The sequence below is a fragment of the Vulcanisaeta sp. JCM 14467 genome (genome assembly GCF_001316245.1).
In the GTDB taxonomy this organism is placed as follows: Archaea; Thermoproteota; Thermoprotei; order Thermoproteales; family Thermocladiaceae; genus Vulcanisaeta.
In genome coordinates this window covers 45,837-69,652 of sequence record NZ_BBDM01000006.1, presented here as the reverse complement: position 1 = coordinate 69,652, position 23,816 = coordinate 45,837, and the positions used below count along the sequence as shown (strand labels likewise).

The following is a 23,816-nucleotide window of genomic DNA, read 5'->3' as shown; positions in this document are numbered from 1 at the left end:
TAACGCTAATACCAGTATCAATACCGACCCAATACACGCAACAGTATGCCACCCCATTACTTCTAAGTAATATTACCCTAATGTATTAAGGACAGGGACTCACTTACCTGTTACCCATAAATACTTAACGGGACTATGACGTCAACTTTTTAAGTGTTTGATTAATAATCCTGCGGTTTCAATACCTAAATCAATGGTATCGGAAGAAACATTAAAACTGCAGCTGAGTCTGAAATGCCCCATATGTGGTTCCAACCTTCAGCTAATTGAAAATTCAACATACATAATTCTCGGATGTCCAAATTGCAAGATATATACTAGGATGACGAAAAAGCACATCTATAGAAGTTATATCGAGTATGAGGGTAATAAAATTCACCTTAAGTGGGCTGAGTTAATTAAGGAGTTGTACATAAGGATTAGCGGTAAAGCTCATCTAGAACCAGATGAATCGTGATCCCAAACCTCCTTAAATATTCAAGGGCTGCATCAAATATCGAGTTAATGTCGTACGTGGACTCTTTCTTACCTTTAATGTATGGGTAATATAAATGAACGTAGACAGTGACCCCCTTACTTACTAATTCAACTATTTTATAGGCATCAAGGTGAATCACGACTTCCTGGGTCAATGGGCAATCATCACTCACTAGATAGTTCATTATGGTGAAGCCAAGCCTATTTAATAATGATATCCTGTTCTGGACTATGCACGGATATATAATCAACCTATTAATTCTCCGCTGCAATAATGACTTTACTAATGATGGGCGTCTCAACAATTCATTGACCTGCTCTGGGTCTATCATAAGCCCATACACGCTGCAGTTAAGTCCTTTCACGTAATCCCAATCAACCACCCTAATAATGCAGTCACTACCGCAGCAATCAATCCCTAACCTATAAATACTGACTATTACGTCCCTATACTTGTCAATCAAGCCCTCAAAGGGTTCATGACTGATTACCCAGGATGCGCAGTCTACTCGCGGTATTATTAATGAACCTTCACCCTCAAATCCACTCAACTCCTCAGTGCATCCGTAATCATGCAGTAGGCAGGTAAATGCCGATACCAATGCATCAACCTCATGCTCATTGCTCACCAAGGGCCCTCTCAATCTTGATGTAATGAATTTAATAAAGTCCTGCCTATTCATACTAAGTATCCTGAGTGTTGATGTTGGGTGAACCTCAAGGACCCTAAAGCCCTGGTTCCTCAGTTCAGTTGCAATTTGCATGCCGTACATCGTTAATTGTCTCATTGGGCCTAGTAATGGTGGGATGAGCCTAAGACTGAGTTTCCTGGCCTTTATCTCAACTAATCTATTAATGCCGTGTTTAGGAAGCCCGAGTGGTGCGTCTATGCATACTAGTGATGGGGATTGACTTAATATTAGGTTCATTATCTCCTCCTTAGTGGATAGGGTGGCTACTGAGTAGGTACGTTCATTGGCGTTTATTAGTCCAAAGCCTGTCCTCCTCTTATTTGGCAATGCTAGGTCAATTCCCGCGTATATACTGTTTATAATCGAAGTCATTAATCACGTCCTCTTAATTATTTTCACATTCAATTCATTAAGAACCTCAGTAACAAGCTTCCTAGCTTCACTATCAATGGCCTTCCAGCTTACGTAAGCCTTGACGGGCTTATGAGTCATCATGTTCACGGCCTTAATAATCATGTCCCTGGTTATCGGCGTTACGTACTTCGGTATTGCATGACCAATATCAGCCTCGCCATTAATTAACCTATTATCTATTGTTAAGTAGTGAAGGTCCCCTATCGATATTGCAGGTTCGTAATTACTGACTAGCTTACCCTCGAGGAATTCATTGACCACGTAATGAAGCAATTCCCAGCCCCTACTCACGGACCACTCCCTCTCACTACTTCCCTGCTCCACGAAGGTCACGGGTATCGACTCTATCGTAGGTCCATGGTGCGTAGCTCAATACGGCACTCAAAATTTTCAAGACCGTAGTCGGGCCTGACCTTACACAACACTCTGTAAAAGGCCGTGATTGTATGTGGATTAGCGAGGGATATCGTATTTGGTTTCCCACCTAACTCAGCAGCGCCCCAATTACCCGTGACATGCGACGTAAACATTGGTCGTGGATTCCTCATCTCATGACGACTAACGAAGATTAACTCCTTAGGCTTCCCCCCAATCCTGGAAATCACCTCCTCAATATCATCTAGGTAAACAATATCCTTATTCAATGCATAAAATGCCAGGTTTCCTCCTATGTCGTAAATCTCGTAATCGCCCAACCCCATTCTATACCTAAGAACTCCATCCCTATTAAATAATTCGAAGACGCCCCTAGATACTACATCAACCTTACTAAATACAATTCCATACATGCTAATTCAACACTTGCACAAATCTACTGCCTTTTTAATATTCCCATTGCAACTCATACCAACTCATTAAGCCTGATCTCACTAACAACAACCGGGTACTCAAGGTCAAACGCCGTTATCACGTCGGGCCTCACCTCCATCACAAAACCAACATTCCTATCCTCAACGAATATGCAAGCAGTTCTTTCGGGCAAGCCCGAGGCGTATATACAGGGTTTAAGTACGTAATTAATGCCAAGGCTTGTCAATAATGACCTCAGGACCGAGAGACCATCAGTTAGTGTTATCTCAGGGCCGCTAATTAAGTAACTAAGTACTAAGTCCTCCTTAACCCCAACCTCACTTTCCTGGCTTGGCGATGCTACGTAGCCAACCTCGAATATCCTGAGGACACCCTCAATTAGCGCCTTATTCCTTGCTGCAACCTCCATTAATTGAGGCCATATGTGGTCCCTAATGACCGTGTAAAGCTCGGACTTTGGATTCTCAACCTCAATAAGCTCCCTTTGATCCATCGTCCTCCTGATCATTACATCCTTATTACTCATCATGTAATTAAGAACCTCCTGAAAACCAAGACCAACCATTAAATCCCTAGTCAAATCCGCGAAGGCGTTCAATCCATTCCTAGCGCCCCTAACGGGTTGCGGTGGTAACTCCCTCGGTATATTCTCATAGCCATAAGCCACCGCAACGTCCTCGACAAGGTCGACCGGGTGAAGTACATTGAACCTGTATGGGGCAACCTTAACCAGTAATTCTTCACTGTTATCAACAACATCATGCCTAGACATCAATAAGTAGTTAATGATGTCATCCTTACTCAGGTTAAATCCTAAGTAGTCATTCACGAAGTTAATGGATAACCTAAACTCAATGGGATCCAGGGTCGGGGATGTCACACTGCCCCATGGTGCATCCGCATTTACTAACTCAACAGTTCTCGAGGAACTCCTCTCGAGCAAATTATAAACTAGAACGGCAAGTACCGACTTGGCTAGCCTCATGTCTGTGGCCGTCACGTCTATTAATACGTTCCTAGTCCTCTCCGTAACCTTGAAGTCCTCACTACCGAGTACGGGTATTATCACGAGGATCCTACCCTCGGAATCAATTAGTATTGGTGCCCTACCCTCATAAACCGCGTACTTGCCATAAAGCCTACCCTTCTCGGTGCCCTCAATGACCTCGTAACCACTCATCTCCCTATCACTATCCAGCGGCCTATACCTAATGGCATCGAGTCTCTCAAGCCTGTACGTGAGTGGTGGTTTTACCTTATCAACGTCGTAAAACCCAATGGCCATCTTCCTCCTATCCCTGCCGTAGGTTGCGTGAAGCTTCTCCTGAAGCTGTATCATCTGCCTAATGGCCTCATCACTAAGCCTTAGATCACGCACAATAGCCATCATTATATATGGCCTATTGGGAACATCCTCAGCAATGAGCTTGAACCCATTATTAACGACTTTAAATCTGGGAAGCCCAATCTCAATTCTAAACAGGCCCTTAAGCGCCCTCGCGATGCCCTCCACGGAAAACAAGTCAGGCCTATCGTGGGTAACCTCAAACGTAACGTCATCACCAGAGACACCCTCAACCTCACCCTTAAGCCTATTCAATGCCGCAATAAGTTCCTCATCACCATTAAAGTACTTACCCAACAAGCCCTCCAGGTCACTTCGTTTAAATGTGATTACAGGCATGCGACAATACGGAACAATAAAGTCTATTAAGCATTTTTAAGCATGGCTTATTGAAGTATGAGACTGAGCTACATAATCATAGCCCTCGTAGTAGTCATAGCAATAGTAATAGTGGTCCTACTCACAATACCGACCAGGCATGAGGTACCATACGTAGTGATAGGTCTCGTAAAGGTTCCAGCGAATGTGCCCAAGATAGTTGTGAGTTCCGTGTTCAGTAATGGCTCCAGGATACCCATTAATTACACGTGTGACGGATTAAATTACTCAATACCACTGTACATAAGTAACGTACCCAGCAACGCCAAATCCCTCATGATAGTGATGGAGGACCTAAACGCACCCGGCGGTATCTTTATACACTGGGTCTTGTATGACGTGCCCCCAAACATAACGGAGTTACCCCAAGGCATCCCGGCTCAATACTACGTGCGGGGCATTGGTTATCAGGGTATTAATGACTTTGGTAAGGTTGGTTATGGTGGTCCATGCCCACCGCCCGGCCCTCCGCATGAGTACGTAGTCATGGTCCTCGCACTTAATAGGGAGTTGCCGCCGTCTAATGAGAGTGATTTTAATATAATAAGGTCTATTAATGTGGGTGATATTGTTGGTTATGGCATATTAATTGGGTATTACGGTGGTTAACCAATCAAGTGCTTAATGCTTTCTAACTTCTTCCTCAATTCCTCATTCTCAACCTTCAACCTATTATTTTCATTTACCAACTCGTTAACCCTATCCTCAAGCTCCTTAACCCTACTCATCAACTCATCTCTCTCCTTCCTCAACCTATCAACCTCCCCAGCACTTGCCCCTGCACCAGCTGTAGTAAAACCAAGCTCCCTACACTTCTCAGCAACCCTATCACTCCTAACCCAGTAAATGACTTGCGTAGACTCCTTATCCCACTTAAGCTCGCCGGTATTGATGTTAAGCTCAAGCGTTGTCGTGATCACGAATACATCACCCCTCTCAAGCTTATACTTAGGGACAACCTCATCAAAGAACCACCTCTTCATGGACTCAAACACCTCATCTAACGAATCTTTAAAGCCCTGGGAATTCCTAATGGTGTTGAACAGTTCATTAGCCTTATCCTCAGGGAATTGAGACCTAAGACTACCACCAATGGCTCCAAAGAGTAACCTAAAGAAGTCAGGTCTTCCCTCCCTACCGTACTTACCGAATAACCTAGCCGCCGAGGTCTTACCCGTGACCCACCTAATCTTTAGGACATTACCCTTAACAAGCTCAGCCGTCGCACCACCTCTTTCAATCTCCTCCTCACCACCCACTTCCTCCTCCCTTCTCTCTTCACTACTCATACACTAAATAAATAACTAATTTCTAATAAAAACCTTTCACCACATATTCATTAGTGATATATTTAATTTTACCGTGTCCATATGATCTACGAAACACTCTTATTAATTAACTTTTTAAACAATTGTTTAAAGGAATTAATTAAATGCGTGCAGGTAGGAGACTTGCCAAGTTGATGAGCAGTTAGAGGCTGTTGAGTTGATAAATTCAGCCAAGTCCATTTACAACTTATCGTACAGGGAGTTATCACAGATACTAGACATACCAGAAAGCCTACTCTGCAGGTATGCCAATGGCGATTTACTACCGTCATTAGACACCGTTAACGTAATTAAGGAGAGATTGAAGCCCATGCTTGACTTAACCGAGGTTTTGAGGAGAAATGTCACAATTAAGGATGGGTTTATCGACCTAAATAATGTACTGTTTAACCCATACATACTCAAACTCTACCAAAGAAGGGTTAAGGACTCATTCTCTGACCTACCAATAATAAGGTATTAACCGCGGCCACCGATGGAATACCCCTCTCAGTGATGGCTTCATACGCATTAAATGCAAGGCTAGCCATTGCCAAGCAGTATAAGGATATCGCCTCAGAGGACTTCTACGAGGTTAGCTACATAGTTGATTCACCACCGCGCAGGGTTTCCTTATACTTGCCGAGGCACTTACTCGAGAGGGGTGATGAGGTTTTGATAGTTGATGATATCGTTAGGACTGGTAGGACGTTGAATGCATTGATCGAGCTAGTAAATAGTGCAGGAGCTAGGTTAGTGGGTGTCTCGGTATTAATCTCAATGAGCAATTCCTGGATTAATAAGTTGAGGGATAGGAATGTACGTGTTGATGTTATCCTTGACTTAAGCAATTTAAGGAGTTGAGGGTGGGATAAGTTATTAAGTTATTGCGATTATAGGCGATACAATGATTAATTACGAAACCACACTCGTAATAATATACCTAATAGTAACGATAATATCGTTCTACCCAATAATATATCAATTAATGATTATTAAGAGAAGCGGCAATACTCATAAGGATAAGGTGAATGGCGGTAATTTGGGAGTCAAGGGAAACGTATTCCTCGTTATCCCTGCCAAGTCCGAACCACTCGATCTGGTGGAGACATCAATGAGGAGGTTAGCATCCTTAGGGTTGAAGCTTGGTACTATTTACGTACTTGATGGTTATGACAACAGCACTCTGGGCATCATAAGGGCGTTAGGTAGTAAGTATGGTTTTAGGGTTATTCATAGGGAGAAACCAAGTGGTTATAAGGGTGGCGCGTTGAATCACGTTATTAAGAGGGTTGAGATGAGCGACAGTGACTACATGCTTGTGCTTGACGTTGATTCATCAATGAGCCGAGAGAGTATTAATGAATTAATTAAGAACGCGAACTCTGCGGCTGCCGTGGTTCCTCACTGGGTCGCTAGCAATGAAAATGATTCATTATTGGCCCGTGGGCAGTGGATTGGTTATGCCCTATTCTTTAAGGTTTTGAAGGCACTCAACGACTTGATTGGTTGGGTACCAATACTCGGCAGCGGTTCTTTAGTAAACATTGGCGCATTGAGGAGGATTGGTTATTGGCCTGAGGATGTCCTTGAGGATGTGGAGCTCGGCGTGAAGTTCTTCATTAATGGTTTAAGGGTTTCATATGCCGATAACGCGCTCGTTAACGTGGAGGTCCCCGTTAATTATGCCGGGTTCCTTAGGCAACAATTGAGGTGGAGCTTTGGTGTTGGTAGGGTTATTAGGAGGTACTTCTGGCAAGTCCTGCGTAGGAGACATGGCGCCACGGTACTGCTTTACCTGGGGCAGTATTTCGCCTACGTTCTCCAATTAGCGTCAATACTCATGCTAGTAGCCATGGACATTGCTGGGATGAGCATCCCAACCTGGACATTCGCTGTATTATTAATAATGGTTGTACCACCATTACTAACTTACCTATACTCATTGCTAATGCTTGATAAGGAGCTTGGTGGTGATCCTCGTAGGGACGTCTTCGCGATTAATAGTGCAAACCTCGCCTTCATAATGGCGCTACCCAGGATAGCCCTTGCAAACCTAATGGGTCTCCTCGGTATTGGCAGGATTGAGTGGATACCAACACCCAAGGGTTCCCGTAAGTGGTTAGGGAAAGCCTTAATCTGCTTCCGGAGTACTTAATGACCATACTCGTGATTACCGCATTCACAGCCTCGATAATACGCCTCAACCTAGTGAATATGCTCATTACACTGCCATACCTGGCAGGGTACGTGAGGGGATTATGGAGGATACTCAAAGGTACGTTATGACTCAGGGACCTAAATAGTCAAGTATACCCCCACCTCCCTCACCCTTACCCAGCAAGGTCTTTACCTTCCTCAAATCCTCCTCAATAATGCCCCTAAGCCTTGGGTTGTACAGTGCAGCGGCTGGGTGGTACGTCGGTAGGACCTTAACATTAAGGTCACCAAGCCTAGCATTAAACACCCTACCCCTAATACTACTTATGTTGGATACGGACTTCTCAGGGTAACCAGCTATTGTGAGAACCTCCCTGGCGCTATGCCTACCTAGACATATAATTATCTGGGGCCTTATCATTAATATTTGAGTAACTAAGTAAGGTCTGCATGCCTCAATCTCGTCAGGTTCAGGATCCCTATTATTAGGTGGTCTACACTTGACGACATTCGTTATGTAGACCTCCTCCCTCCTAATGCCCACGGTATTCAATAACTTAGTCAGCAACTGTCCCGCAGCACCAACGAATGGCCTACCCTCCTCATCCTCTCTCTCGCCAGGTGCCTCGCCAATAATCATTATCCTGGCATTTAAAGGACCCTCCCCAGGGACGACCCTCCTCCTCGACGTATACAGCTTACACCTGGTGCAATTCAGCATCAGGTTAACGAGCTCGTCATAGCCCGACACACTTATCCTAATTTTGGTAATATCCATGTTAATCCCTTTATGTTAGGGAGATAAAATTCGTTATTTAATTTATTTTTACTTAAATGTTAATTATTACGCTTAGGTGATTATGTTACCCTGCTCGTCGACCTTAGCCACAACCTTCCTAACAACCTTACCAGTGGGCAACCTGAAGAGTGCCATTACGAAGCCCTTCCTACCCTTAGGCTGAACCTTCCAAACCTTCGTAGGCTTAAGCTTGTACTTGCTCCCCTCATACTCTATCTCATAATCCTTCTTTGCCAGGTCCTCTAGCTTTACCATACATTGACTTTTCTGTAATGCATATTTATAAATATATCGCTTTAGAAAGAACCATAAGAATAAAACGAAAAAGAAATGAAAAACAAGACAGGAAATATTATAAATATAAACAAGGAATATTTTTCATCGATAAAATCCATAATTATGATAAAGTCTTGAGCATTATTTCTATTTTCGTTAGCAATTAAAACCAGTCTTAATAGTAAATTGAATTAAAATAAGAAGTTATGACAAGCTTCTCTTATCACTGCTTCTCCTCGGCCTTCTGCTCAGCGCCACCACTGAGCTTCTGAACCTCCTTATCGCCAAGCGGTATGATTGGACCCTCCTTCCAATCCCTTGGATAGACAAGAACGGCATTTACCTGAACAATCTGGTCACTAATCGTGTTACCCCTGACAAGCTTCCTCTTCCTCATGCCGCGCTTCTCAGGGTGATAGCCAACACCCTCACTCATTAATAGGTACTTCTTAACCGCACCCTCAATATTCGGCAGCATTGGAGCACCATCGACACCACTACCACCCGTAATCCTAATCTTAAAGCCAGGCGGTAGCTCAAACACCTCCTTAATCACACCACCATCAACCTCATCACCTATTTTCAAGCCCACAAACCTCTGGGCAACTGGATCCTTAACCTCAAACTGCTTAGCCCTCCCGCTCATTGGGTCACTAAGCACCAGCTTAAACGTGGGCATTGACTTGAGCGTAAATAGGGGCTATTAAAATACTTCTATCATTATGAATAACGAGCTAGCATTATTAAGTGTCATATTTTTGAAATATTAGTATTTAAATATAACTAAAAAAAATCAGATACATGACCAATATGGGCAGTAAATCTCTGAAGATTACGGTTGGCACTGCAAATCTTAGGCCTATGTGGGTAGTTGCATCAATACTTCTAATAGGTGCTTTAACGATGCTTATTGGAGGTATAGTCATGCAGCTTGTATATCATGTGTACCTTGCACCATTATGGGTTGGTGTATTTGCAGGGATTCTATTATCAATACCTTTAGAGATTTGGGACTTCTCTAACCCTGATGTCATAATTAGAGCTATTACTCTAAAGGATAGACTATTGATGGTATGCTTTGGATTAGTCATAGGCGTTGGCGCAATACTACTTTATGCCCTTAATTTATTTGTACCAGTACTTCATTGGGGCATTAAGGCGTTCTTTATACCTGGCATTGTCATTGGAGGCTTATTATTCGGCATCGGCGTTGCAATCGCGGGCTACTTCCCAGGAACTATATGGATAGCGCTTGGTCAGGGTAGGAGGGATGCTGTGTATGCCGTGATTGGCGGTTTACTGGGTGCCCTAACTTGGTCATTAATTTTTGGCCAGGCAAGGTACTTCTTCTGGGATACTCTTAACTTCGGCCCAATAACATGGCCCACATTATTCGGCTTAACAACAAGGCTTGATGAATTAGTCGTAGCCGTAGTATTCGGCATATTGATGATTAGTATGTGGTTATTTATACCGAGGAGGCAGGGCGGTAAGGCATGCGTGCTTCACCTCACTGGTAGGACTAAGGAGATTATGCCGCTTGAGGATGAGATTAGCGAGTTCAAGGAGGATTATCCAAAAATACCTGACTATGTAATTGAGGCAGTTTCTGTTCAGCAGCCCCGTTCATCAAGGATAATATTTGCGCTGGCCTTTGACTTCACGTTAGTGGCCGTGGCGGTTATCGTACTTAGGCAGATATTTGGTGAATCAACAACGTACGCGTGGATTTGGTCACAAATACTATACTTCATAAATCCACACTGGGCCGCCAGCTTACCCTATTTCCAGCTATTTGGTGGATTGAAGATAGTTAATGGTGTCCCAGTTGATAAGCCATTCAGTGAAATTGGTTGGGAGCCTCTTTCAGACCTCGGGACATTCCTCGGCGGCTTAATATCATCGATATTCATAACGAGGAGGTTTATGGCATTTAAGCCATGGACACCACACATATGGAGAAACAGGTTCGGTAACACACCAGGACTTAGGGCATTAGCCTCGTTCATAGGCGCTTACCTAGTACTATTTGGTGCTAGGATGGCTAATGGCTGTGCCAGCGGCCACATACTAAGTGGTAATCTACAGATGGCTGTTAGCAGCTTTGTATTCTTCATGGCCGTAATAGTTGGCGCTATAATCACAGCATACATATTATACGGCCTAAAGCCCTGGACCTCGAGGTAATTACCCATTTAATGTGAAGCTTTCCTTAAAAATTATTAAAATTTCAGTTTTACATCATGATTATAAAACTCCGTAGGTTGGGTCTGATTATTATGCTGAAGTTAATGGGGTAGTGATTAGGATTGGTAATTTGAGGCCCATTGACTATTTATTGATTGCACTAGCCTATGGACTCGGTACTCGTTATATGGATAGGTATGGCGCTGATGAGTACATGGTTAATTGTGAGGTAGTTAATTATGAAATTAGGTGCATGGCTAATTGCGGCGGGTCTGAGGATAGGTGCCTCGTGTATAGATTGCTAACGCGTGGCGGTTTAACACTTAGGTGCTTAACTCGGTCATGACTGGTACGTGGTCTGAGCCCTCAATATCTGTTAGAATTTCCGCCTTAATGACCCTATTCCTTAATTCATCACTGACAATGCAGTAGTCAATCCTCATTGCCCTCCACCTCTCCCTATAACTACGCCACGTGAATACCCTGGCGTTCGGGTGCAACTCCCTGTAAATGTCTATGAAGCCCTTACTGAGGAATTGACTTAGCCAAGCCCTCTCCTCGGGAGTCAATCCAGGGTGTTTCTCGTCCCAGAATGATGAGTCAATCCTGTCCCTGGCTATGTTGAAGTCCCCGCAAATCACCACGGGTTTTTTTACTCCTTAAATTGTCCAGGTACTTCTCAATCGCGCTACAGAAGGATAGTTTGAATCCTAGCCTACTAAGGTCATCACCTGCCCTGGGGAAGTATGCATTGACTACGTAAAATTCGTTAAGCTCCACCGTGATGACCCTACCCTCAGCATCAAATTCCTTAACCCCAAGACCCTTAACGACCGTGATTGGGTGTATTCTTGTGAGCGTCATAACGCCTGCATAGCCAGGCTTTATTGCCGGGAATGGATATGCTTCATAGCCCATGCCCATTATCGTTAACGGCACATCACCCGAACTCCTAATTTCCTGAAGCAGGACCAAGTCGTAATTCCCCACGCCAAGCAACTTCTCGAGCGCCCCCTTCCTCATTATGCTCCTCAACCCATTTATGTTCCAGGAAATGATCCTCATTATACTGGGTTTAAACCTGGTGCTGGATTTAAGTGCTTACTTGCTAAGCGCGTCCTTATACTGGTCCCTAAGCACCTTCTTATCAATCTTGCCAGTGCTCGTCAGTGGCAACTCCTTTACGAAAATCACCTTATCTGGTATCCACCACTTCGGTATCTCGCCCCTCTCCACGAACCGCATCAGGTAGTTCCTAATCTCATCCTCAGTCAACCTACCCTCATAGCCAGGCTTGGGCACAACGATCGCCACAGGTCTCTCACCCCACTTCTCATGAGGAACTCCAACGACAGCCACTAGGTTAACGCCTGGGTGCGTGCTTATTAAGTCCTCAAGCCTTAGGCTCGGTATCCACTCACCACCGCTCTTGATTACGTCCTTAAGCCTATCGGCGATCTTAACGTAATTATCGGGGAACCAAACAGCGGCATCACCCGTGTGGAACCAGCCGTTGCGCCATGCATTCCTCGTCTTCTCAGGATCACCAATATACTCCCTGAATAGCCATGGAGCCCTAACAACTATTTCGCCAATTGTCTTACCGTCCCTAGGTACATCCCTGTCCTGCTCATCAACAACGCGCAACTGAACAAGCGGTATGATGATCCCTGTCCTTAGGTAAATCTCGTTCTTCTTCTCCGGAGGTAGGTCCTTATGGTCAGGTCTTAGGTAGGCTATGGTCAGCACAGGTGCAGTCTCGGTTAGTCCATAACCACTAATAACGGTCACACCCCTTGCCTGGGCAGCCTTTAGCAAACCCTCTGGCAATGCTGCGCCGCCGACTATGAATTTCAGCCTGCTTAGGTCATACTTTGGCGAGTCTGGATGGTTAAGTAGGTTATAAAGTATTGTAGGCACACCTGCTGAAAATGTGATACCTTCCTCATGAATTAGCCTTAGTATGTGGCCCCAATCAAAGCGTCCGGGATACACAATCTTCCTATGGCCGTTAATCATCGTGGACCAGGGCCAGCCCCATGCATGTACATGGTACATGGGTACTAGAACCATGGCGACATCATCCTGTGAGGCATTTATTGGTGGATTCTTCACGGCGAGTGCTGTGGATAATGTATGCAGAACAAGCCCCTGTGTGTATGGTAACCACCCTTTGGCAATCCCGTTGTTCCTGATGTGAATAGCATTGTTGCCGGTGTTCTTTCGTCGATTTCTGGGAATTCCCTGAGTGGTTCGTGCTTGAGTAGGTCCTCGTAAGGAATCATTTTAACACCATAATCCTGACTTGGCGTTTTACCCCTATCACTCATGTAGATAACGGCCTTTATGCTCTTCACATTATCAAGTATTGGCTTAAGCAATGGCTCAAAATAATCAATGTTTACAATGAATACCTCAGGCTTTGCAACACCCATTGTGTATATGATCTCCTTGGGCGCAAGCATTGCATTAACCGTGAACAGCGCGGCACCAATACTTGGAACTGCATAGTAAAGATCTAAGTACCTAAGCGTGTTCCACTCAAGCACGGCAACCTTACTACCCAACTCCCAAGCTTTACCAGGCTTTAGGTCAAGGTCCATTAGTGCTGCTGCTACCCTGCGAACCCTATCTGCGAATTGGGAGAAGGTTACCGAAACCCTAGAGCCGCCAGGAGGCCAATAAACAACCTCATTATTAGGAAAGGCAGTGACTGCGTAGTCAAGTATCTTGTCTATTGTTAATGGGAAGTCATAGAAAAAGGACTTAATTTCCTCAGTTGGCATGTCAAGGGCATTAATTCATTGATTTATAAGGCTTCTGAATATAATGCATATATAGAGGTATATACCTTAAAACTTAAATTAATACAAGTGAGCTAAGGGTTGTGAAGATAACGATATTAGTCGATAATTACGCAACTCAACTCTCCTCATTAAGCAGACGGCTATTAAGTGAGTGGGGGTTTGCAGCCTATTTACATGATTATAAAATACTCTATGATACTGGGCTCACGGGAATGGCATTATTAAATAACATGAGGGCGTTCGGCATAGACCCTAACGAACCTGAATACCTAGTGATTAGTCATAGGCACATTGACCACACCGGCGGTGTTAAGGCACTCCTCAACGCGAGGTCAAGACCCATAAAAATGATTGCGCACACTAACCTATTCACAAAGGCCTACGCCACCGGCGAGGGTGGTAAGCTTGAGGACATAAGTGTAGACTTCACGAGTGATTACCTGGAGAGTAAGGGCGTTGAGTTAATACTGATTAAGGAGCCCTATAAGATAACGGATGGCGTCATAGTGTCAGGTGAAATACCGAGGAGGTGGGGTCCCTCGCACACCGGCGCCGTCACTGATGAAGTGCCTGACGACATGGCACTATACATAAAGCATCCAAACGGATTGATAGCAGTAACTGGTTGTGGGCATTCGGGTGTTGAGAATATTGTGGAGTATGGATTTCAATTAACTGGGTTGGACAGGTTATACGCAATTATTGGTGGACTTCATTTCATGGGGTTAGGTGAGGATAGGATTAGGCAGGTAACTAATTACCTGGTTGCTAAGTCGCCTAGTGTTGTCGTGGGTACGCACTGCACGGGTATTCTTGGCATTGCGGCGTTATATAACGCCATGCTAGGGCAGTTAGGCTTGGTGGTGTTGGTTCTGTAATTGAGCTTTAATAAATGTTTAAATTCCACATTGCCTAAAAATCATTGAAGGTAATGGCGATCGATTTCCTGGAGCGTGGGATAACGTATATTCGCTGGTCACTATTCATAGTATCTGCTGACGTTATTATCCTAACATTATTGTTATTCTTATCATTACTAATCACGCCACTGGCTGCGTACATATTCACAGTCGTGATGTCATACTTCCTCTTAATATCCACGGTGATACCGTACGTACTCATAGTATTGTTTTGGCTACTTGGCTTCAGAGACCTTACCCATTACAGTAAGAGGTACTTCATTGGATTTATTGGATCGATTATAATCACGGCATCATACTTCATGAATGTAGCCTACACGGGCTATCTAATGGTTAATGAACTTGCGGGTAATATCCTAATTCCCAAGCCAATAATAATGGAACCACTCATACTGACCTACAATAAGTACTTCATCGTATTCTCACTTTACCTACCACTACCGCTCTTCATATCCCTGGTCCTGGGGATCCTCGGGTCTATCCTAAGCATGGTAACCCTATATCGACTGGGTAGTGACTTTAGCGTGGTTAGGACTAAGGTAAGTGCCCTAATCACAATAATCGGCATTTTAACAATAGAGACACCATTGATTGGAGGTTTACTTATTAGTGTGGGTACTGCATTGTTGGCGTTTGACCTGGGCAGAGTACTTGATCAAAGGACAGGTTAGGGTTACTAAGAATTTTAAATTCGGAATTTGTGCGTGATTATGTGAATAAATCTGCAATTTTGGTATTAATTATTGGATTATTAATAACATGGTTATTAACATCCTCGATAGGCATGTTAATAAAGTTGAATGAATCAAGGGGACAGCAGGGAAGTACCTCATTAAATATTCACGTAAACTTACCACAACCGATAATTACATTGCCACCAATGAACATAACAATACCGCAGCACATAAATGAAACCCGTAGTGCAGAGTTGTACATCCCATTAATACCACTGCCAATAATAATGCCCAACATACCATTCAACATCACGAAACATCTAGTGATAAGTACGCCAAAGCCCCCACAAATGTTAGGTGGTGGTTCTTCAGGTACCTCGATTTCACAAGTAGGTTCGGGAAGTGGTCAGCAGTATGTGAATAATGTAATGACTTCATTGAAAATACCGCCATTATTAATAATCATTGTGATGGTGATGGCGGTCATAATCATAGGTATTAGTTCCTTAACAATAATAAGGAGAGATATTCATACGGGCAATCAATTAAATAGTACTATTACCAGTATTAATACGAGGATCGACACTAGGATCAACCCAGTATCGAGAAGTAGTAATGAAGTACTTACTAAGTTACCGAAAGACATCAAGCTACTTCCGGGAGAGACTATAAAGAGTATCAGTGGTTGGGGTGGTAATGCCGTGATTGACATGGGGATACCCAGGGATTTACCACTGATTTGGAGGTTCAACGAGCCATTACCCATCATTATTAGGGGAAATGCCGAGGTCGCCGTTACGAAGCCTGGAGTACTAAGGGGTAATTTGTTAGTAATGCCTTCGAGGGGTTGTTACGACATTAGCATTAGGCTTGGCGATAGGGAGGATCACTTATTCATTAGGGCTGGCGATTATAGGGATGATATTATTAACTTTGTTAGACTAAACATAGGAGACGCTGCGATTAAGGATTCGGCAACAATTAGGGAGGTAATGAGGCAGTTGGTTAGTGATGGTGTTGTCAATGGTGATTGGGACTCGGTAAATACGATTATTGAGTTATTTGAAAGGGTTAGGTATGGGCTTAGAGACGTTGATAGGCGTGATTATGAGGAGTTCCTTAGGGCCTTGGGTAAGGTCTTTAGGGATGCCAGGGTGATCATCTGTGAGGGTGCCTCATAATTCAGTCATTAAGTACGTAATTGCATACGTAATACTTGCATCACTTACATTATTACTACTCCTAATGAGGTCCATTGGCATTCACCTAATTGCTACGTTAATAATACCTACGACAGCCTTAATAACGACGATCTTAATCAGCGATTTCGTCAAACACCGTAGTAGTGCTGCTGCGGACATGCTTAAGAGGTTGGTGGCGCCCTCGTTATTCACATACTTATTTATTGGAGGGTTAACCTCCATATTAATTGCTAATTACAAGAGTTACGAGCTCATCATTAATTACTTAATGAACTTCCTGGCCTTAGTCATAATTGGTGCGATAATTGATAGGTATTCAGCGAGGCAGGTAATTGGAATGAGCCCTACTGAGTCATTGTTTAGGTATTTATCGTACTTCTTCATATTCCTTGGGCTTGGTTACCTATTTGGGGCCTTTTACCTACCGTTGTTTTACCCATTTGCTGCGACCTCCATTGTTTATCTAGTACTCGCTCCGGTTACGATGATTGAGGAGCGCGGCATTAATGTTAGGGGGATTATTAGGAATTCACGCCCATTGGCGCTTGCCGCTTCGGGATTGGTTTGCTGTATTCATTACTTTCAATACCAAAACCACCAACATGGAACATGTACATATTAATAGCATTCATAATAATTGCCTCAATATCCATAGTATATGCGGGGTACAGGCTATACATTGGTGGGTTAAGCGTGGTTGAGGGTATTGAGGAGGAATTGTTCGAGAGGCACAAGCGCGAGATTAAGGTCGTCCCATCACCCGAGTACTCACTATTTGAGGAGGCTGTTAGGGAGTTCGTGGTTAGTGGAAAGAAGGATAAGTTAATTGCGTACTTGGTCCATGAATTAACGAATGACGGACTGGATTATAAGGCGATTATTGATAGGCTTGATAGGTTAATAAATTACTCAGGCATATCAACATGTAGGAGGGTCAATAGGAGGGTCCTCGAAATGGAGGTTAGGGATAGGATTAACCTCGTCAATGAACTACTCAGTGAGTTATTGGGCAACAAAAATGCTTAATTTTAACTCTTAGCATTCAATATTAGGCTAGTAATGAGTAAGGTCGGTATTGATTACGTAACGGAGAGGATTAGGGCCGTGATTAACGAAATAACTAGGTACTTCGTTGGTAATGAGGATGTCCTCGCCAAAATACTGGCCTCGATAATTGCCGGCGGCCATGTCCTCATCGAGGATGTGCCAGGCATCGGCAAGACCTTCCTATCAAAAATGCTTGCTAAGGTCCTCGGGCTCAGGTTCTCAAGGATCCAATTCACCCCGGACCTACTGCCCAGTGACATTATCGGTACTAAGGTTTGGAGACCTGATAAGGGCAGCTTTGAATTAGTGCTTGGCCCAATATTTGCGAATTTTGTCCTTGCTGATGAGGTTAATAGGGCTCCTCCTAAGGTTCAGTCTGCTCTTCTTGAGGCTATGCAGGAGGGCCAGGTAACAATTGAGGGTGAGACCATAAAGCTTCCGCAACCATTCATCGTAGTCGCTACGCAGAATCCTATTGAGCTTGAAGGCACATACCCACTACCCGAAGCACAACTCGACAGATTCATGATAAGAATAAAACTAGGATACCCGAGGGATGAGGTTGAGTTACTTAAGCGTAGGATCTCATGGCGTAGTAATGACCCAACACCCCAGGTAAGGACTGTGTTGAGCGGTGAGGAGTTGCTAATGATTAGGGACTTCGTGGAGAGTAGCGTTACGGTTAGTGAGGATGTCATGAAGTACATAGCGAGCTTCAGTATCATTAGGAGGGATCCCAGGGTACTCGCCGGGCCGAGCCCCAGGGGGTTAATGGCGCTGATGAGTATTGGTAGGGCCATGGCCGTCATTGATAGTAGGGACTACGTAATACCTGACGATATAAAGAGGGTCATTGTTGAGACCCTTGGTCATAGGATTGTGCTTAAGCCTGAGGTTGCCCTGGAGGGCGTTAGTGGTGAGGATATTGTTAGGGAGTATGTTGAGAAGATACCGGTGCCCAGGTAGTGAGTGTTAATGAGGGAGTTCTCGAAAACGCTACTACTTCTAATGCTTCTTCCAATGATTATAGCCGCAATCGCAGTACTGACTACGTCTAAGCCATACATACTTTCTATCCTATTCCCCCTAATCCTACTAGTGATAGCGTTAAGCCTGGGCGATAAACCCACGATATCGATAACCCTCAATGCCGATAAGAGTGTTATGTATGTTGGTGAGGAACTGAACATAGAATTAAACGTTAAGGTTCACGGGGGCTTCGGCCTACTAATAATCAGGGCACCACCGATACCAGACACATCCATGACTGAGGGTTTTGAATTAACCAAGGGTAATAATGTCCACGTAATCTTCAAGGGATTTAGTGACGTGAATAGGAGGTTTACGTATGTATTAAGGGCAGTTAAGAGGGGTAATTATTCATTGGGCGGTATTGATTACGTGTACTATAATGCCCTGGGAATTCATGAACCAATTAGGGGCTTCATAAAGCTTGAAGGAAGTGTTCAGGTGATACCAAGGATTAAGATTATCAGGAGGGTTCTCGGAATAGTTAAGCCAAGGCAAGGATTGCCCAGGTACCCACCATCGAGACTTGGGCCATACTCCACGGAGTTTAGGTCTGTCAGGAATTACGTGCCCGGCGACCCCTATAAATTCATTAATTGGAAGGCGACTGCCAGGGACCCCAGCCATAGAGTCATGGTTAATGAGTATGAGAGGGAGGGACTTAGGACAACGATAATACTGCTGGACATTGGTTGGTGGATGAGGTATGGAACCGCCGAGGATAACCCCCTTGAGTACGGGATATCCCTCACACTATCCCTAAGCCGGGTTTTGCTTAGGTATGGCTACAACGTTGGTCTTTGGACAATACCAATGGGCCCAAGGGTTATACCAAGCTCAGGGACTACCCAATACTACAGGCTGTTGAGGGAGCTAATGTTTGTGAGGGCATTACCCATTAAGGGCTATACCATGGACCCAGCCCTGCATAGACTTATTCAGGAGACAGACCCAGCGTTAATAATTATAACAAACGTAAATAGGGAAAGCATTGAGAAAATTATTGACGTAGTTAGTCAATTGCCTACTAGGGCCTTAATAATCGATATAATGCCTGACACGGTATTAATGAGGAACTTAATAAGTGGATTACCCTGCAATCAATGGGTTATTAGGGATAGGGTGAGACTATACAGGGCATTGCCAAGGAATGCCAAGGTAATTACCTGGGACCCCGCCTGCGAGGGCGTTGGGTCGTTAATCGCCAGGGTATCAACATACCTGGGCAGGTGGTTATAGGATGAGACGGATCCTAGCGGTATTATCACTAGTACTTCCCGTGACACCCTTCGCATTATTAATACCTAACGACGCGTCAATAGCCTTAGTGCTCATTGCTGTGATCCTCTCAATAGGGGTTATTGGGCTCCTCATGAATAACCTATCTGCCGAGTCCTGGACCGCCCTGGTGGTGGCGTTGATAATATCGGTAGCCTCACAGGGCTATATACCGTACACACTACACGTGGCGCTCATCCCACCCCAGGGCCTCGTCATGTTTAATGGGTCTATAGCTCTCGTGGAGTACTCATTAATATTATCCCAATTATATGGCAATTACGTGAGGTATGCCAGGGAATTCAGTAGTAGGGGTTATGATGAGGATGAGGTTAACAAAGCATTAAATGACCTGACTAAGTGGTTGCTCGTATTCCTAACAATATCTTTGTTGGTATCACTCATTATTTACTACGTAATAACGATGATGTCAATACCCCTGGTAGACCCGTTCACAGCCCTCGTGGTCTTTGCGGTGGCCTACATAGTTATTTCCAGATACTTACTTACAAAGATGAGGGGTTCATCATAAAACATCAAAGAAGTCACTGAAGCACTCAAGAACATTACCATTAACCACTGGTCGCCAAACAACCCTATACCTACCCCTATCAACTGACTTACCTTCATTATCAAGCTGAAACCAAACAACAACGAATGAGGAGCCTGGGGCAATAATGATTTGGGGAGGCTCGATAGAATAAACAACCCTACCGCCAACGTCAATGACCTGCCAAGAACCAATACGGAGCGGCGCATTGCCTAGGTTAACTAGGGTAATGTAGATCGACTCACCCCTGGAGAAGGTGTTCCTATCCAGGTAAACCTCACAGGACACAAATGCCCAACAAACTACTGGTATAAAAATTAATCATTGGTAAGGCATACCATGAAGTCTAAAAAGGCTATGCTAGAACTACGCCAAGGATGGGAAAAGGGACTTTAAATAACCCATCACAATTCAATTAATGTGTCAATAACTCCATCACCAACAATATCCAAATTACTAAGGGAGCTTGCCGGCGATAGGGATGTTGAGATGTTCATTATCGACTTAATAGCTGGGAGGCTTGATCCTCCTTGTAAGATTGAGTTGTACTTAAGACTCCACGAGGAATACCTTAAATCGGCTGAGGAGTTATACGCCAAAGGCGATCTAGCACAGGCTGGCGAGAAGTACTGGGGCGCTGTGACTGCACTACTTAATATCATAGGCGAGAGGTTAGGGATGCCTCACTACAGCCATAGGGATCTTAGGGAGTTAGCGTCCTACCTAACGGAGACGACTCACGACCCTGAATACACCAGGTTATTCTCAAGTGCTGAGACCCTTCATGCCAATTTCTACCACGGCTTCCTGGGTAAGGAGTCCTTTAATGCCCATAGGGATGACGTGATTAAGTTAATTATGAAATTGCGGACCTACCTAAACATAAACACTTAAACCTGCACTGCATTTTCAACATAGTATGATTGAAGCCTTAAGTGAAGCTATTAAGGCGTTGGAGTCCGCTATTTCAGAATTGAATGAATACACCAATCTAGGGACCCAATGCTATTGAGGGACGCCGCCGAGAAGGGCTGGCTCGCAGTTAGTAAGGCCGTTGAGGCGTTACTGAGGGCCAGAGGTATTGACGCCAGGACGTATAGGGAGAGGAGGGATGCCCTGGCAAGGCTCGGCCTTGACTATCTTAGGGATAGGTACGCGGCTAGGGAGAAGTTCTTACACATTGACTGCTTCTACGATGGTCTATGCGATGAGGACTTCGTGAGGAGGGAGCTGGATAAGGTTAGGGAGATAATCGATGAGGTTAAAGAGCTTCTCCCTAAGTGATGTGATTAATCAACGACTTCATAACCTCCATGCCTAACAAAGTCCAGGATAGGCTTAGCGTAATTCCGCCTAATCCCTATGAATTAAGTTATTAGGTAATTAAAGGAGTTAATAATTTCGTAACAATGGTTTCATGGACATAAAAACGGTCACGGCAATAGTCATTAAGTGATTGAACGTAGAACTGGCGGCCCCGGTGGGATTTGAACCCACGACCTACGGCTTAGAAGGCCGCCGCTCTATCCATGCTGAGCTACGGGGCCCTCGATGATGCCTCTTTTACGGAAAATTTAAGTTTTTTTGATCTTTAGACTCGTTATTATTTTCCATTAGCAATGAATCCGCGCCATGGCCTTAGCGATTAAGGATGGAGTGAAGCTTGGACTCTTCTTGTTTAAAGTCTCAGGACCTCTATCGTGAATTTAAACACCCTTTCCTCACCCGGTTTCATTATGATTAATCCCATGCCATTATGATAAGCGTCTGGCGCTCCGCTCATTGGCTCTATTGCCACTGCGTTGGGCACTCCCGTGAATATTTGGACGTAGGGCATTCCACGCCTTATGATCCTTATTGTTGAGTAATTGGATTCCAGCACTATATCATCATTACTTATTAGGAAGCAGTCATCGAATTCCCTCCTCACCGTATTATTTATATCAAATGGCACCAGCCTGCCCGTCGGTATTTTATTAACGGCTTCACACATTTGTACGCTTCCCTGAGTCTTCAACCTCCAATCACCACTAATGATGAAGTATGGGTGAGCACCAACGACCAGTGGTGCGTCTTTAAGCCTGTGTTCCTGACTATTATTTCAATATCAAGTCCCTTATCAATTAGTGTGTACCTAACGATTGATGTTAACTCAGTTGGGTAGCCTGGATTGTGGAGAACATGCTTAAGTGATACGTTATTCTCGCCAATGGATACTACATCCCATTCCTCGTTTAGAACGAGCCCATGAATTGCGTGGCCCTCCTCGTTCTTAGGCAGGAGATACCTCACGCCCTCAAACTCGTACTCCCCACCCTTAACGCGGTTTGCGAATGGTATCAATATGGCCATGCCACCCCACGTGGTTTATCGAGATCGCCCGGTAATACTACGTCTTTATCCGAGATCGACCATTCTAGTAAATACGCGCCCCTGTTGCACATTACGGCGTGTGCGTCACCACTATTTAAATCAATGCATCCCACAATCGAGGTGCCACGTACTCACTAATTTGTTTTTCGTGTCCTGCCTGTGAAAAATACTTTTAAATTGATTATTTAGTCAAGCCGTAATGAGTAAGGCGAAGGTCGTTGGTAAGACTAAGGTGGAGACCACCACACAGGTAGTGCCTTCTGTACCCCTTGACGTTAAGGTTACCCAGTGGATTGCCATGTTATCTGCCGTACTCTCATTCACGTTACTCGCCTATTACCTTAGATTATACCCAGTGCTTCTCTATGGTTGGTACATAAATGAGTTCGACCCATACATAAGGCTCTTCATGACAGAGCAAATGCTTAAGTACGGAACCATTAAGGGACTCCTCTGGTGGCTTCATAAGGGCTACGGTGCATTATTCACCCACTTCTGGTACCCATGGGGTATTAATTGGACCATAATACTCTCGCCGGGCGTTTCCTGGCTTGGCGTGCTCGCGTATAAAGTATTGTCTCACTTCGGCTTCGACCTACTACAGTCAGCAGTCTTACTACCCGCAATAGCCAATGCCGCAGTCGTCCCCGCAATGTTCTACCTTGGTTATAGGCTTGGTGGTAAGTACGTGGGCTTGCTGGCGGCTTTGTGGTCTGTATTCACGACCATGTTCCTGCAGAGGGGTACGGCTGGTTGGTTCGCGGCGGAGCCCATATTCCAATTCATAGCCACCCTGGGCATCGCCTTCTACATAGAGTCCCTGGTCAGGAAGGATAATTACTGGATACTCTTCGCCGTACTCTCGGCATTGTTTAATGGCATAACGACTTGGGTGTGGGGTTCCTACGTATTCCTATGGAACTTCTACGGATTATTCACAATAGTAATGCTACTCTACCTACTCATTAGAATTGCCAGGAGACAAACCCTGCCATTCACTATCGACAGGCTCGTCATAACCTACGTACTTACTGACCTGGGCTTCTCAGCCTTCGTGGCAATAACGCTAGGTATGGATTCCACACACTAAT

25 protein-coding genes, 1 tRNA gene and 4 pseudogenes are annotated in these 23,816 nt (G+C 44.4%); 18 read left to right on the top strand and 12 right to left on the bottom strand.

Translation table 11 applies throughout. From position 1 onward, the window contains the following. Positions 1 to 419 precede the first annotated feature (419 nt). From JCM14467_RS16845 to pheT, 3 genes and pseudogenes are all read right to left on the bottom strand, one after another. Positions 420 to 1,541, bottom strand: a complete 1,122-nt coding sequence (locus JCM14467_RS16845; protein ID WP_252901011.1) for a DUF429 domain-containing protein — start codon at positions 1,539 to 1,541, stop codon at positions 420 to 422. A gap of 3 nt (positions 1,542 to 1,544) precedes the next feature. Next, positions 1,545 to 2,113 (bottom strand): annotated as a pseudogene (locus JCM14467_RS16840) (D-aminoacyl-tRNA deacylase). A gap of 311 nt (positions 2,114 to 2,424) precedes the next feature. After that, on the bottom strand, positions 2,425 to 4,077 hold the full coding sequence (gene pheT, locus JCM14467_RS07065; RefSeq protein WP_054849615.1) for a phenylalanine--tRNA ligase subunit beta: 1,653 nt from the start codon (positions 4,075 to 4,077) through the stop codon (positions 2,425 to 2,427). Positions 4,078 to 4,134: 57 nt separating this feature from the next. Here pheT and JCM14467_RS07060 point away from each other — a divergent pair, with 57 nt between their 5' ends. Beyond that, positions 4,135 to 4,725 (top strand): YbhB/YbcL family Raf kinase inhibitor-like protein, encoded by a 591-nt coding sequence (locus JCM14467_RS07060; RefSeq protein WP_054849614.1) that lies wholly within the window; start codon positions 4,135 to 4,137, stop codon positions 4,723 to 4,725. On the opposite strand, the gene JCM14467_RS07055 is transcribed toward JCM14467_RS07060, so the two are convergent. Then, on the bottom strand, positions 4,722 to 5,405 hold the full coding sequence (locus JCM14467_RS07055) for a hypothetical protein (protein ID WP_054849613.1): 684 nt from the start codon (positions 5,403 to 5,405) through the stop codon (positions 4,722 to 4,724). The genes JCM14467_RS07060 and JCM14467_RS07055 overlap by 4 nt on opposite strands. Positions 5,406 to 5,601: 196 nt before the next feature. Here JCM14467_RS07055 and JCM14467_RS16830 point away from each other — a divergent pair, with 196 nt between their 5' ends. The 4 genes from JCM14467_RS16830 to JCM14467_RS19435 are packed head-to-tail and all read left to right on the top strand — an operon-like array spanning position 5,602 to position 7,712. After that, positions 5,602 to 5,907, top strand: coding sequence for a hypothetical protein (locus JCM14467_RS16830; RefSeq protein ID WP_252901008.1), 306 nt, complete (start codon positions 5,602 to 5,604; stop codon positions 5,905 to 5,907). Between the two features lie 32 nt (positions 5,908 to 5,939). Beyond that, entirely contained in the window at positions 5,940 to 6,287 is a 348-nt protein-coding gene (locus JCM14467_RS16825; RefSeq protein ID WP_252901046.1) for a phosphoribosyltransferase family protein, read from the top strand. Between the two features lie 43 nt (positions 6,288 to 6,330). Next, positions 6,331 to 7,581: a glycosyltransferase family 2 protein gene (locus JCM14467_RS07045; RefSeq protein ID WP_252901007.1), complete on the top strand. Its 1,251-nt coding sequence runs from the start codon at positions 6,331 to 6,333 to the stop codon at positions 7,579 to 7,581. Further along, the gene (locus JCM14467_RS19435) at positions 7,581 to 7,712 is read left to right on the top strand and encodes a hypothetical protein (protein ID WP_256359226.1); all 132 of its coding nucleotides are present in this window, start codon (positions 7,581 to 7,583) and stop codon (positions 7,710 to 7,712) included. Before JCM14467_RS07045 ends, JCM14467_RS19435 begins: the two co-directional genes overlap by 1 nt. 1 nt (position 7,713) lies before the next feature. On the opposite strand, the gene udg is transcribed toward JCM14467_RS19435, so the two are convergent. The 3 genes from udg to JCM14467_RS07030 all read right to left on the bottom strand — a co-directional run bounded on the left by udg (position 7,714) and on the right by JCM14467_RS07030 (position 9,337). Continuing rightward, positions 7,714 to 8,361, bottom strand: coding sequence for a type-4 uracil-DNA glycosylase (gene udg, locus JCM14467_RS07040; protein ID WP_054849612.1), 648 nt, complete (start codon positions 8,359 to 8,361; stop codon positions 7,714 to 7,716). 72 nt (positions 8,362 to 8,433) lie between these two features. Continuing rightward, positions 8,434 to 8,637 (bottom strand): chromatin protein Cren7, encoded by a 204-nt coding sequence (locus JCM14467_RS07035; RefSeq protein ID WP_054849611.1) that lies wholly within the window; start codon positions 8,635 to 8,637, stop codon positions 8,434 to 8,436. Positions 8,638 to 8,881: 244 nt separating this feature from the next. Next, positions 8,882 to 9,337: a 30S ribosomal protein S6e gene (locus tag JCM14467_RS07030; protein WP_054849610.1), complete on the bottom strand. Its 456-nt coding sequence runs from the start codon at positions 9,335 to 9,337 to the stop codon at positions 8,882 to 8,884. A 131-nt stretch (positions 9,338 to 9,468) separates the two neighbouring features. Between JCM14467_RS07030 and JCM14467_RS07025 the strand changes: the two genes are divergently transcribed. After that, the gene (locus tag JCM14467_RS07025) at positions 9,469 to 10,845 is read left to right on the top strand and encodes a YeeE/YedE thiosulfate transporter family protein (RefSeq protein ID WP_054849657.1); all 1,377 of its coding nucleotides are present in this window, start codon (positions 9,469 to 9,471) and stop codon (positions 10,843 to 10,845) included. A gap of 112 nt (positions 10,846 to 10,957) precedes the next feature. Next, positions 10,958 to 11,191, top strand: a complete 234-nt coding sequence (locus JCM14467_RS07020; RefSeq protein ID WP_054849609.1) for a hypothetical protein — start codon at positions 10,958 to 10,960, stop codon at positions 11,189 to 11,191. Here the strand turns inward: JCM14467_RS07020 and JCM14467_RS07015 are convergent. Then, a pseudogene (locus JCM14467_RS07015) lies at positions 11,169 to 11,910 on the bottom strand (exodeoxyribonuclease III). The gene JCM14467_RS07020 and the pseudogene JCM14467_RS07015 sit on opposite strands and share 23 nt — an antisense overlap. Positions 11,911 to 11,946: 36 nt before the next feature. Further along, a pseudogene (locus JCM14467_RS07010) lies at positions 11,947 to 13,631 on the bottom strand (long-chain-fatty-acid--CoA ligase). Positions 13,632 to 13,732: 101 nt separating this feature from the next. On the opposite strand from JCM14467_RS07010, the gene JCM14467_RS07005 reads away from it, so the two are divergent. The 8 genes from JCM14467_RS07005 to JCM14467_RS06975 are packed head-to-tail and all read left to right on the top strand — an operon-like array spanning position 13,733 to position 20,334. Beyond that, the gene (locus tag JCM14467_RS07005) at positions 13,733 to 14,530 is read left to right on the top strand and encodes an MBL fold metallo-hydrolase (RefSeq protein WP_054849608.1); all 798 of its coding nucleotides are present in this window, start codon (positions 13,733 to 13,735) and stop codon (positions 14,528 to 14,530) included. A 53-nt stretch (positions 14,531 to 14,583) separates the two neighbouring features. Beyond that, positions 14,584 to 15,243 (top strand): hypothetical protein, encoded by a 660-nt coding sequence (locus JCM14467_RS07000; protein WP_054849656.1) that lies wholly within the window; start codon positions 14,584 to 14,586, stop codon positions 15,241 to 15,243. A 41-nt stretch (positions 15,244 to 15,284) separates the two neighbouring features. Continuing rightward, positions 15,285 to 16,427, top strand: coding sequence for a DUF4129 domain-containing protein (locus tag JCM14467_RS06995; RefSeq protein ID WP_054849607.1), 1,143 nt, complete (start codon positions 15,285 to 15,287; stop codon positions 16,425 to 16,427). Then, positions 16,417 to 17,070 carry a hypothetical protein gene (locus JCM14467_RS16820; protein WP_252901005.1) on the top strand — a complete coding sequence of 218 codons (654 nt, stop codon included), beginning with the start codon at positions 16,417 to 16,419 and terminating at the stop codon, positions 17,068 to 17,070. The genes JCM14467_RS06995 and JCM14467_RS16820 overlap by 11 nt, the downstream gene beginning before the upstream one ends. Beyond that, positions 17,058 to 17,474, top strand: coding sequence for a hypothetical protein (locus JCM14467_RS16815; RefSeq protein ID WP_252901004.1), 417 nt, complete (start codon positions 17,058 to 17,060; stop codon positions 17,472 to 17,474). Before JCM14467_RS16820 ends, JCM14467_RS16815 begins: the two co-directional genes overlap by 13 nt. A 33-nt stretch (positions 17,475 to 17,507) precedes the next feature. Continuing rightward, complete coding sequence (locus JCM14467_RS06985; protein WP_054849606.1) at positions 17,508 to 18,461, top strand: AAA family ATPase; 954 nt, start codon at positions 17,508 to 17,510, stop codon at positions 18,459 to 18,461. A gap of 9 nt (positions 18,462 to 18,470) precedes the next feature. Next, positions 18,471 to 19,763, top strand: a complete 1,293-nt coding sequence (locus JCM14467_RS06980; RefSeq protein ID WP_054849655.1) for a DUF58 domain-containing protein — start codon at positions 18,471 to 18,473, stop codon at positions 19,761 to 19,763. Position 19,764: 1 nt separating this feature from the next. Beyond that, positions 19,765 to 20,334: a hypothetical protein gene (locus JCM14467_RS06975; RefSeq protein WP_054849605.1), complete on the top strand. Its 570-nt coding sequence runs from the start codon at positions 19,765 to 19,767 to the stop codon at positions 20,332 to 20,334. On the opposite strand, the gene JCM14467_RS06970 is transcribed toward JCM14467_RS06975, so the two are convergent. Then, positions 20,329 to 20,640 carry a hypothetical protein gene (locus tag JCM14467_RS06970; protein ID WP_054849604.1) on the bottom strand — a complete coding sequence of 104 codons (312 nt, stop codon included), beginning with the start codon at positions 20,638 to 20,640 and terminating at the stop codon, positions 20,329 to 20,331. The two genes, JCM14467_RS06975 and JCM14467_RS06970, sit on opposite strands and share 6 nt — an antisense overlap. A 132-nt stretch (positions 20,641 to 20,772) precedes the next feature. Between JCM14467_RS06970 and JCM14467_RS06965 the strand changes: the two genes are divergently transcribed. Continuing rightward, complete coding sequence (locus JCM14467_RS06965; protein WP_054849603.1) at positions 20,773 to 21,246, top strand: PaREP1 family protein; 474 nt, start codon at positions 20,773 to 20,775, stop codon at positions 21,244 to 21,246. Between the two features lie 108 nt (positions 21,247 to 21,354). Beyond that, positions 21,355 to 21,636 (top strand): hypothetical protein, encoded by a 282-nt coding sequence (locus tag JCM14467_RS06960; RefSeq protein WP_252901003.1) that lies wholly within the window; start codon positions 21,355 to 21,357, stop codon positions 21,634 to 21,636. Between the two features lie 185 nt (positions 21,637 to 21,821). Here JCM14467_RS06960 and JCM14467_RS06955 read toward each other — a convergent pair. Then, positions 21,822 to 21,899: transfer RNA gene (locus JCM14467_RS06955), tRNA-Arg, on the bottom strand. 131 nt (positions 21,900 to 22,030) lie between these two features. Next, positions 22,031 to 22,796, bottom strand: a pseudogene (locus tag JCM14467_RS06950) (aldose 1-epimerase). Between the two features lie 128 nt (positions 22,797 to 22,924). Here JCM14467_RS06950 and JCM14467_RS16810 point away from each other — a divergent pair. Continuing rightward, the gene (locus JCM14467_RS16810; RefSeq protein ID WP_252901002.1) at positions 22,925 to 23,815 is read left to right on the top strand and encodes an STT3 domain-containing protein; all 891 of its coding nucleotides are present in this window, start codon (positions 22,925 to 22,927) and stop codon (positions 23,813 to 23,815) included. The last annotated feature ends 1 nt before the right edge of the window (position 23,816 follow it).

What these genes read in the sequence shown, in the direction of transcription:
- JCM14467_RS16845 (WP_252901011.1), bottom strand. Translation starts at nt 1,541, where the DNA reads ATGACTTCGATTATAAACAGTATATACGCGGGAATTGACCTAGCATTG.
- pheT (WP_054849615.1), bottom strand. Translation starts at nt 4,077, where the DNA reads ATGCCTGTAATCACATTTAAACGAAGTGACCTGGAGGGCTTGTTGGGT.
- JCM14467_RS07060 (WP_054849614.1), top strand. Translation starts at nt 4,135, where the DNA reads ATGAGACTGAGCTACATAATCATAGCCCTCGTAGTAGTCATAGCAATA.
- JCM14467_RS07055 (WP_054849613.1), bottom strand. Translation starts at nt 5,405, where the DNA reads ATGAGTAGTGAAGAGAGAAGGGAGGAGGAAGTGGGTGGTGAGGAGGAG.
- JCM14467_RS16825 (WP_252901046.1), top strand. Translation starts at nt 5,940, where the DNA reads ATGGCTTCATACGCATTAAATGCAAGGCTAGCCATTGCCAAGCAGTAT.
- JCM14467_RS07045 (WP_252901007.1), top strand. Translation starts at nt 6,331, where the DNA reads ATGATTAATTACGAAACCACACTCGTAATAATATACCTAATAGTAACG.
- JCM14467_RS19435 (WP_256359226.1), top strand. Translation starts at nt 7,581, where the DNA reads ATGACCATACTCGTGATTACCGCATTCACAGCCTCGATAATACGCCTC.
- udg (WP_054849612.1), bottom strand. Translation starts at nt 8,361, where the DNA reads ATGGATATTACCAAAATTAGGATAAGTGTGTCGGGCTATGACGAGCTC.
- JCM14467_RS07035 (WP_054849611.1), bottom strand. Translation starts at nt 8,637, where the DNA reads ATGGTAAAGCTAGAGGACCTGGCAAAGAAGGATTATGAGATAGAGTAT.
- JCM14467_RS07030 (WP_054849610.1), bottom strand. Translation starts at nt 9,337, where the DNA reads ATGCCCACGTTTAAGCTGGTGCTTAGTGACCCAATGAGCGGGAGGGCT.
- JCM14467_RS07025 (WP_054849657.1), top strand. Translation starts at nt 9,469, where the DNA reads ATGGGCAGTAAATCTCTGAAGATTACGGTTGGCACTGCAAATCTTAGG.
- JCM14467_RS07000 (WP_054849656.1), top strand. Translation starts at nt 14,584, where the DNA reads ATGGCGATCGATTTCCTGGAGCGTGGGATAACGTATATTCGCTGGTCA.
- JCM14467_RS16815 (WP_252901004.1), top strand. Translation starts at nt 17,058, where the DNA reads ATGTACATATTAATAGCATTCATAATAATTGCCTCAATATCCATAGTA.
- JCM14467_RS06985 (WP_054849606.1), top strand. Translation starts at nt 17,508, where the DNA reads ATGAGTAAGGTCGGTATTGATTACGTAACGGAGAGGATTAGGGCCGTG.
- JCM14467_RS06980 (WP_054849655.1), top strand. Translation starts at nt 18,471, where the DNA reads ATGAGGGAGTTCTCGAAAACGCTACTACTTCTAATGCTTCTTCCAATG.
- JCM14467_RS06975 (WP_054849605.1), top strand. Translation starts at nt 19,765, where the DNA reads ATGAGACGGATCCTAGCGGTATTATCACTAGTACTTCCCGTGACACCC.
- JCM14467_RS06960 (WP_252901003.1), top strand. Translation starts at nt 21,355, where the DNA reads ATGCTATTGAGGGACGCCGCCGAGAAGGGCTGGCTCGCAGTTAGTAAG.
- JCM14467_RS16810 (WP_252901002.1), top strand. Translation starts at nt 22,925, where the DNA reads ATGAGTAAGGCGAAGGTCGTTGGTAAGACTAAGGTGGAGACCACCACA.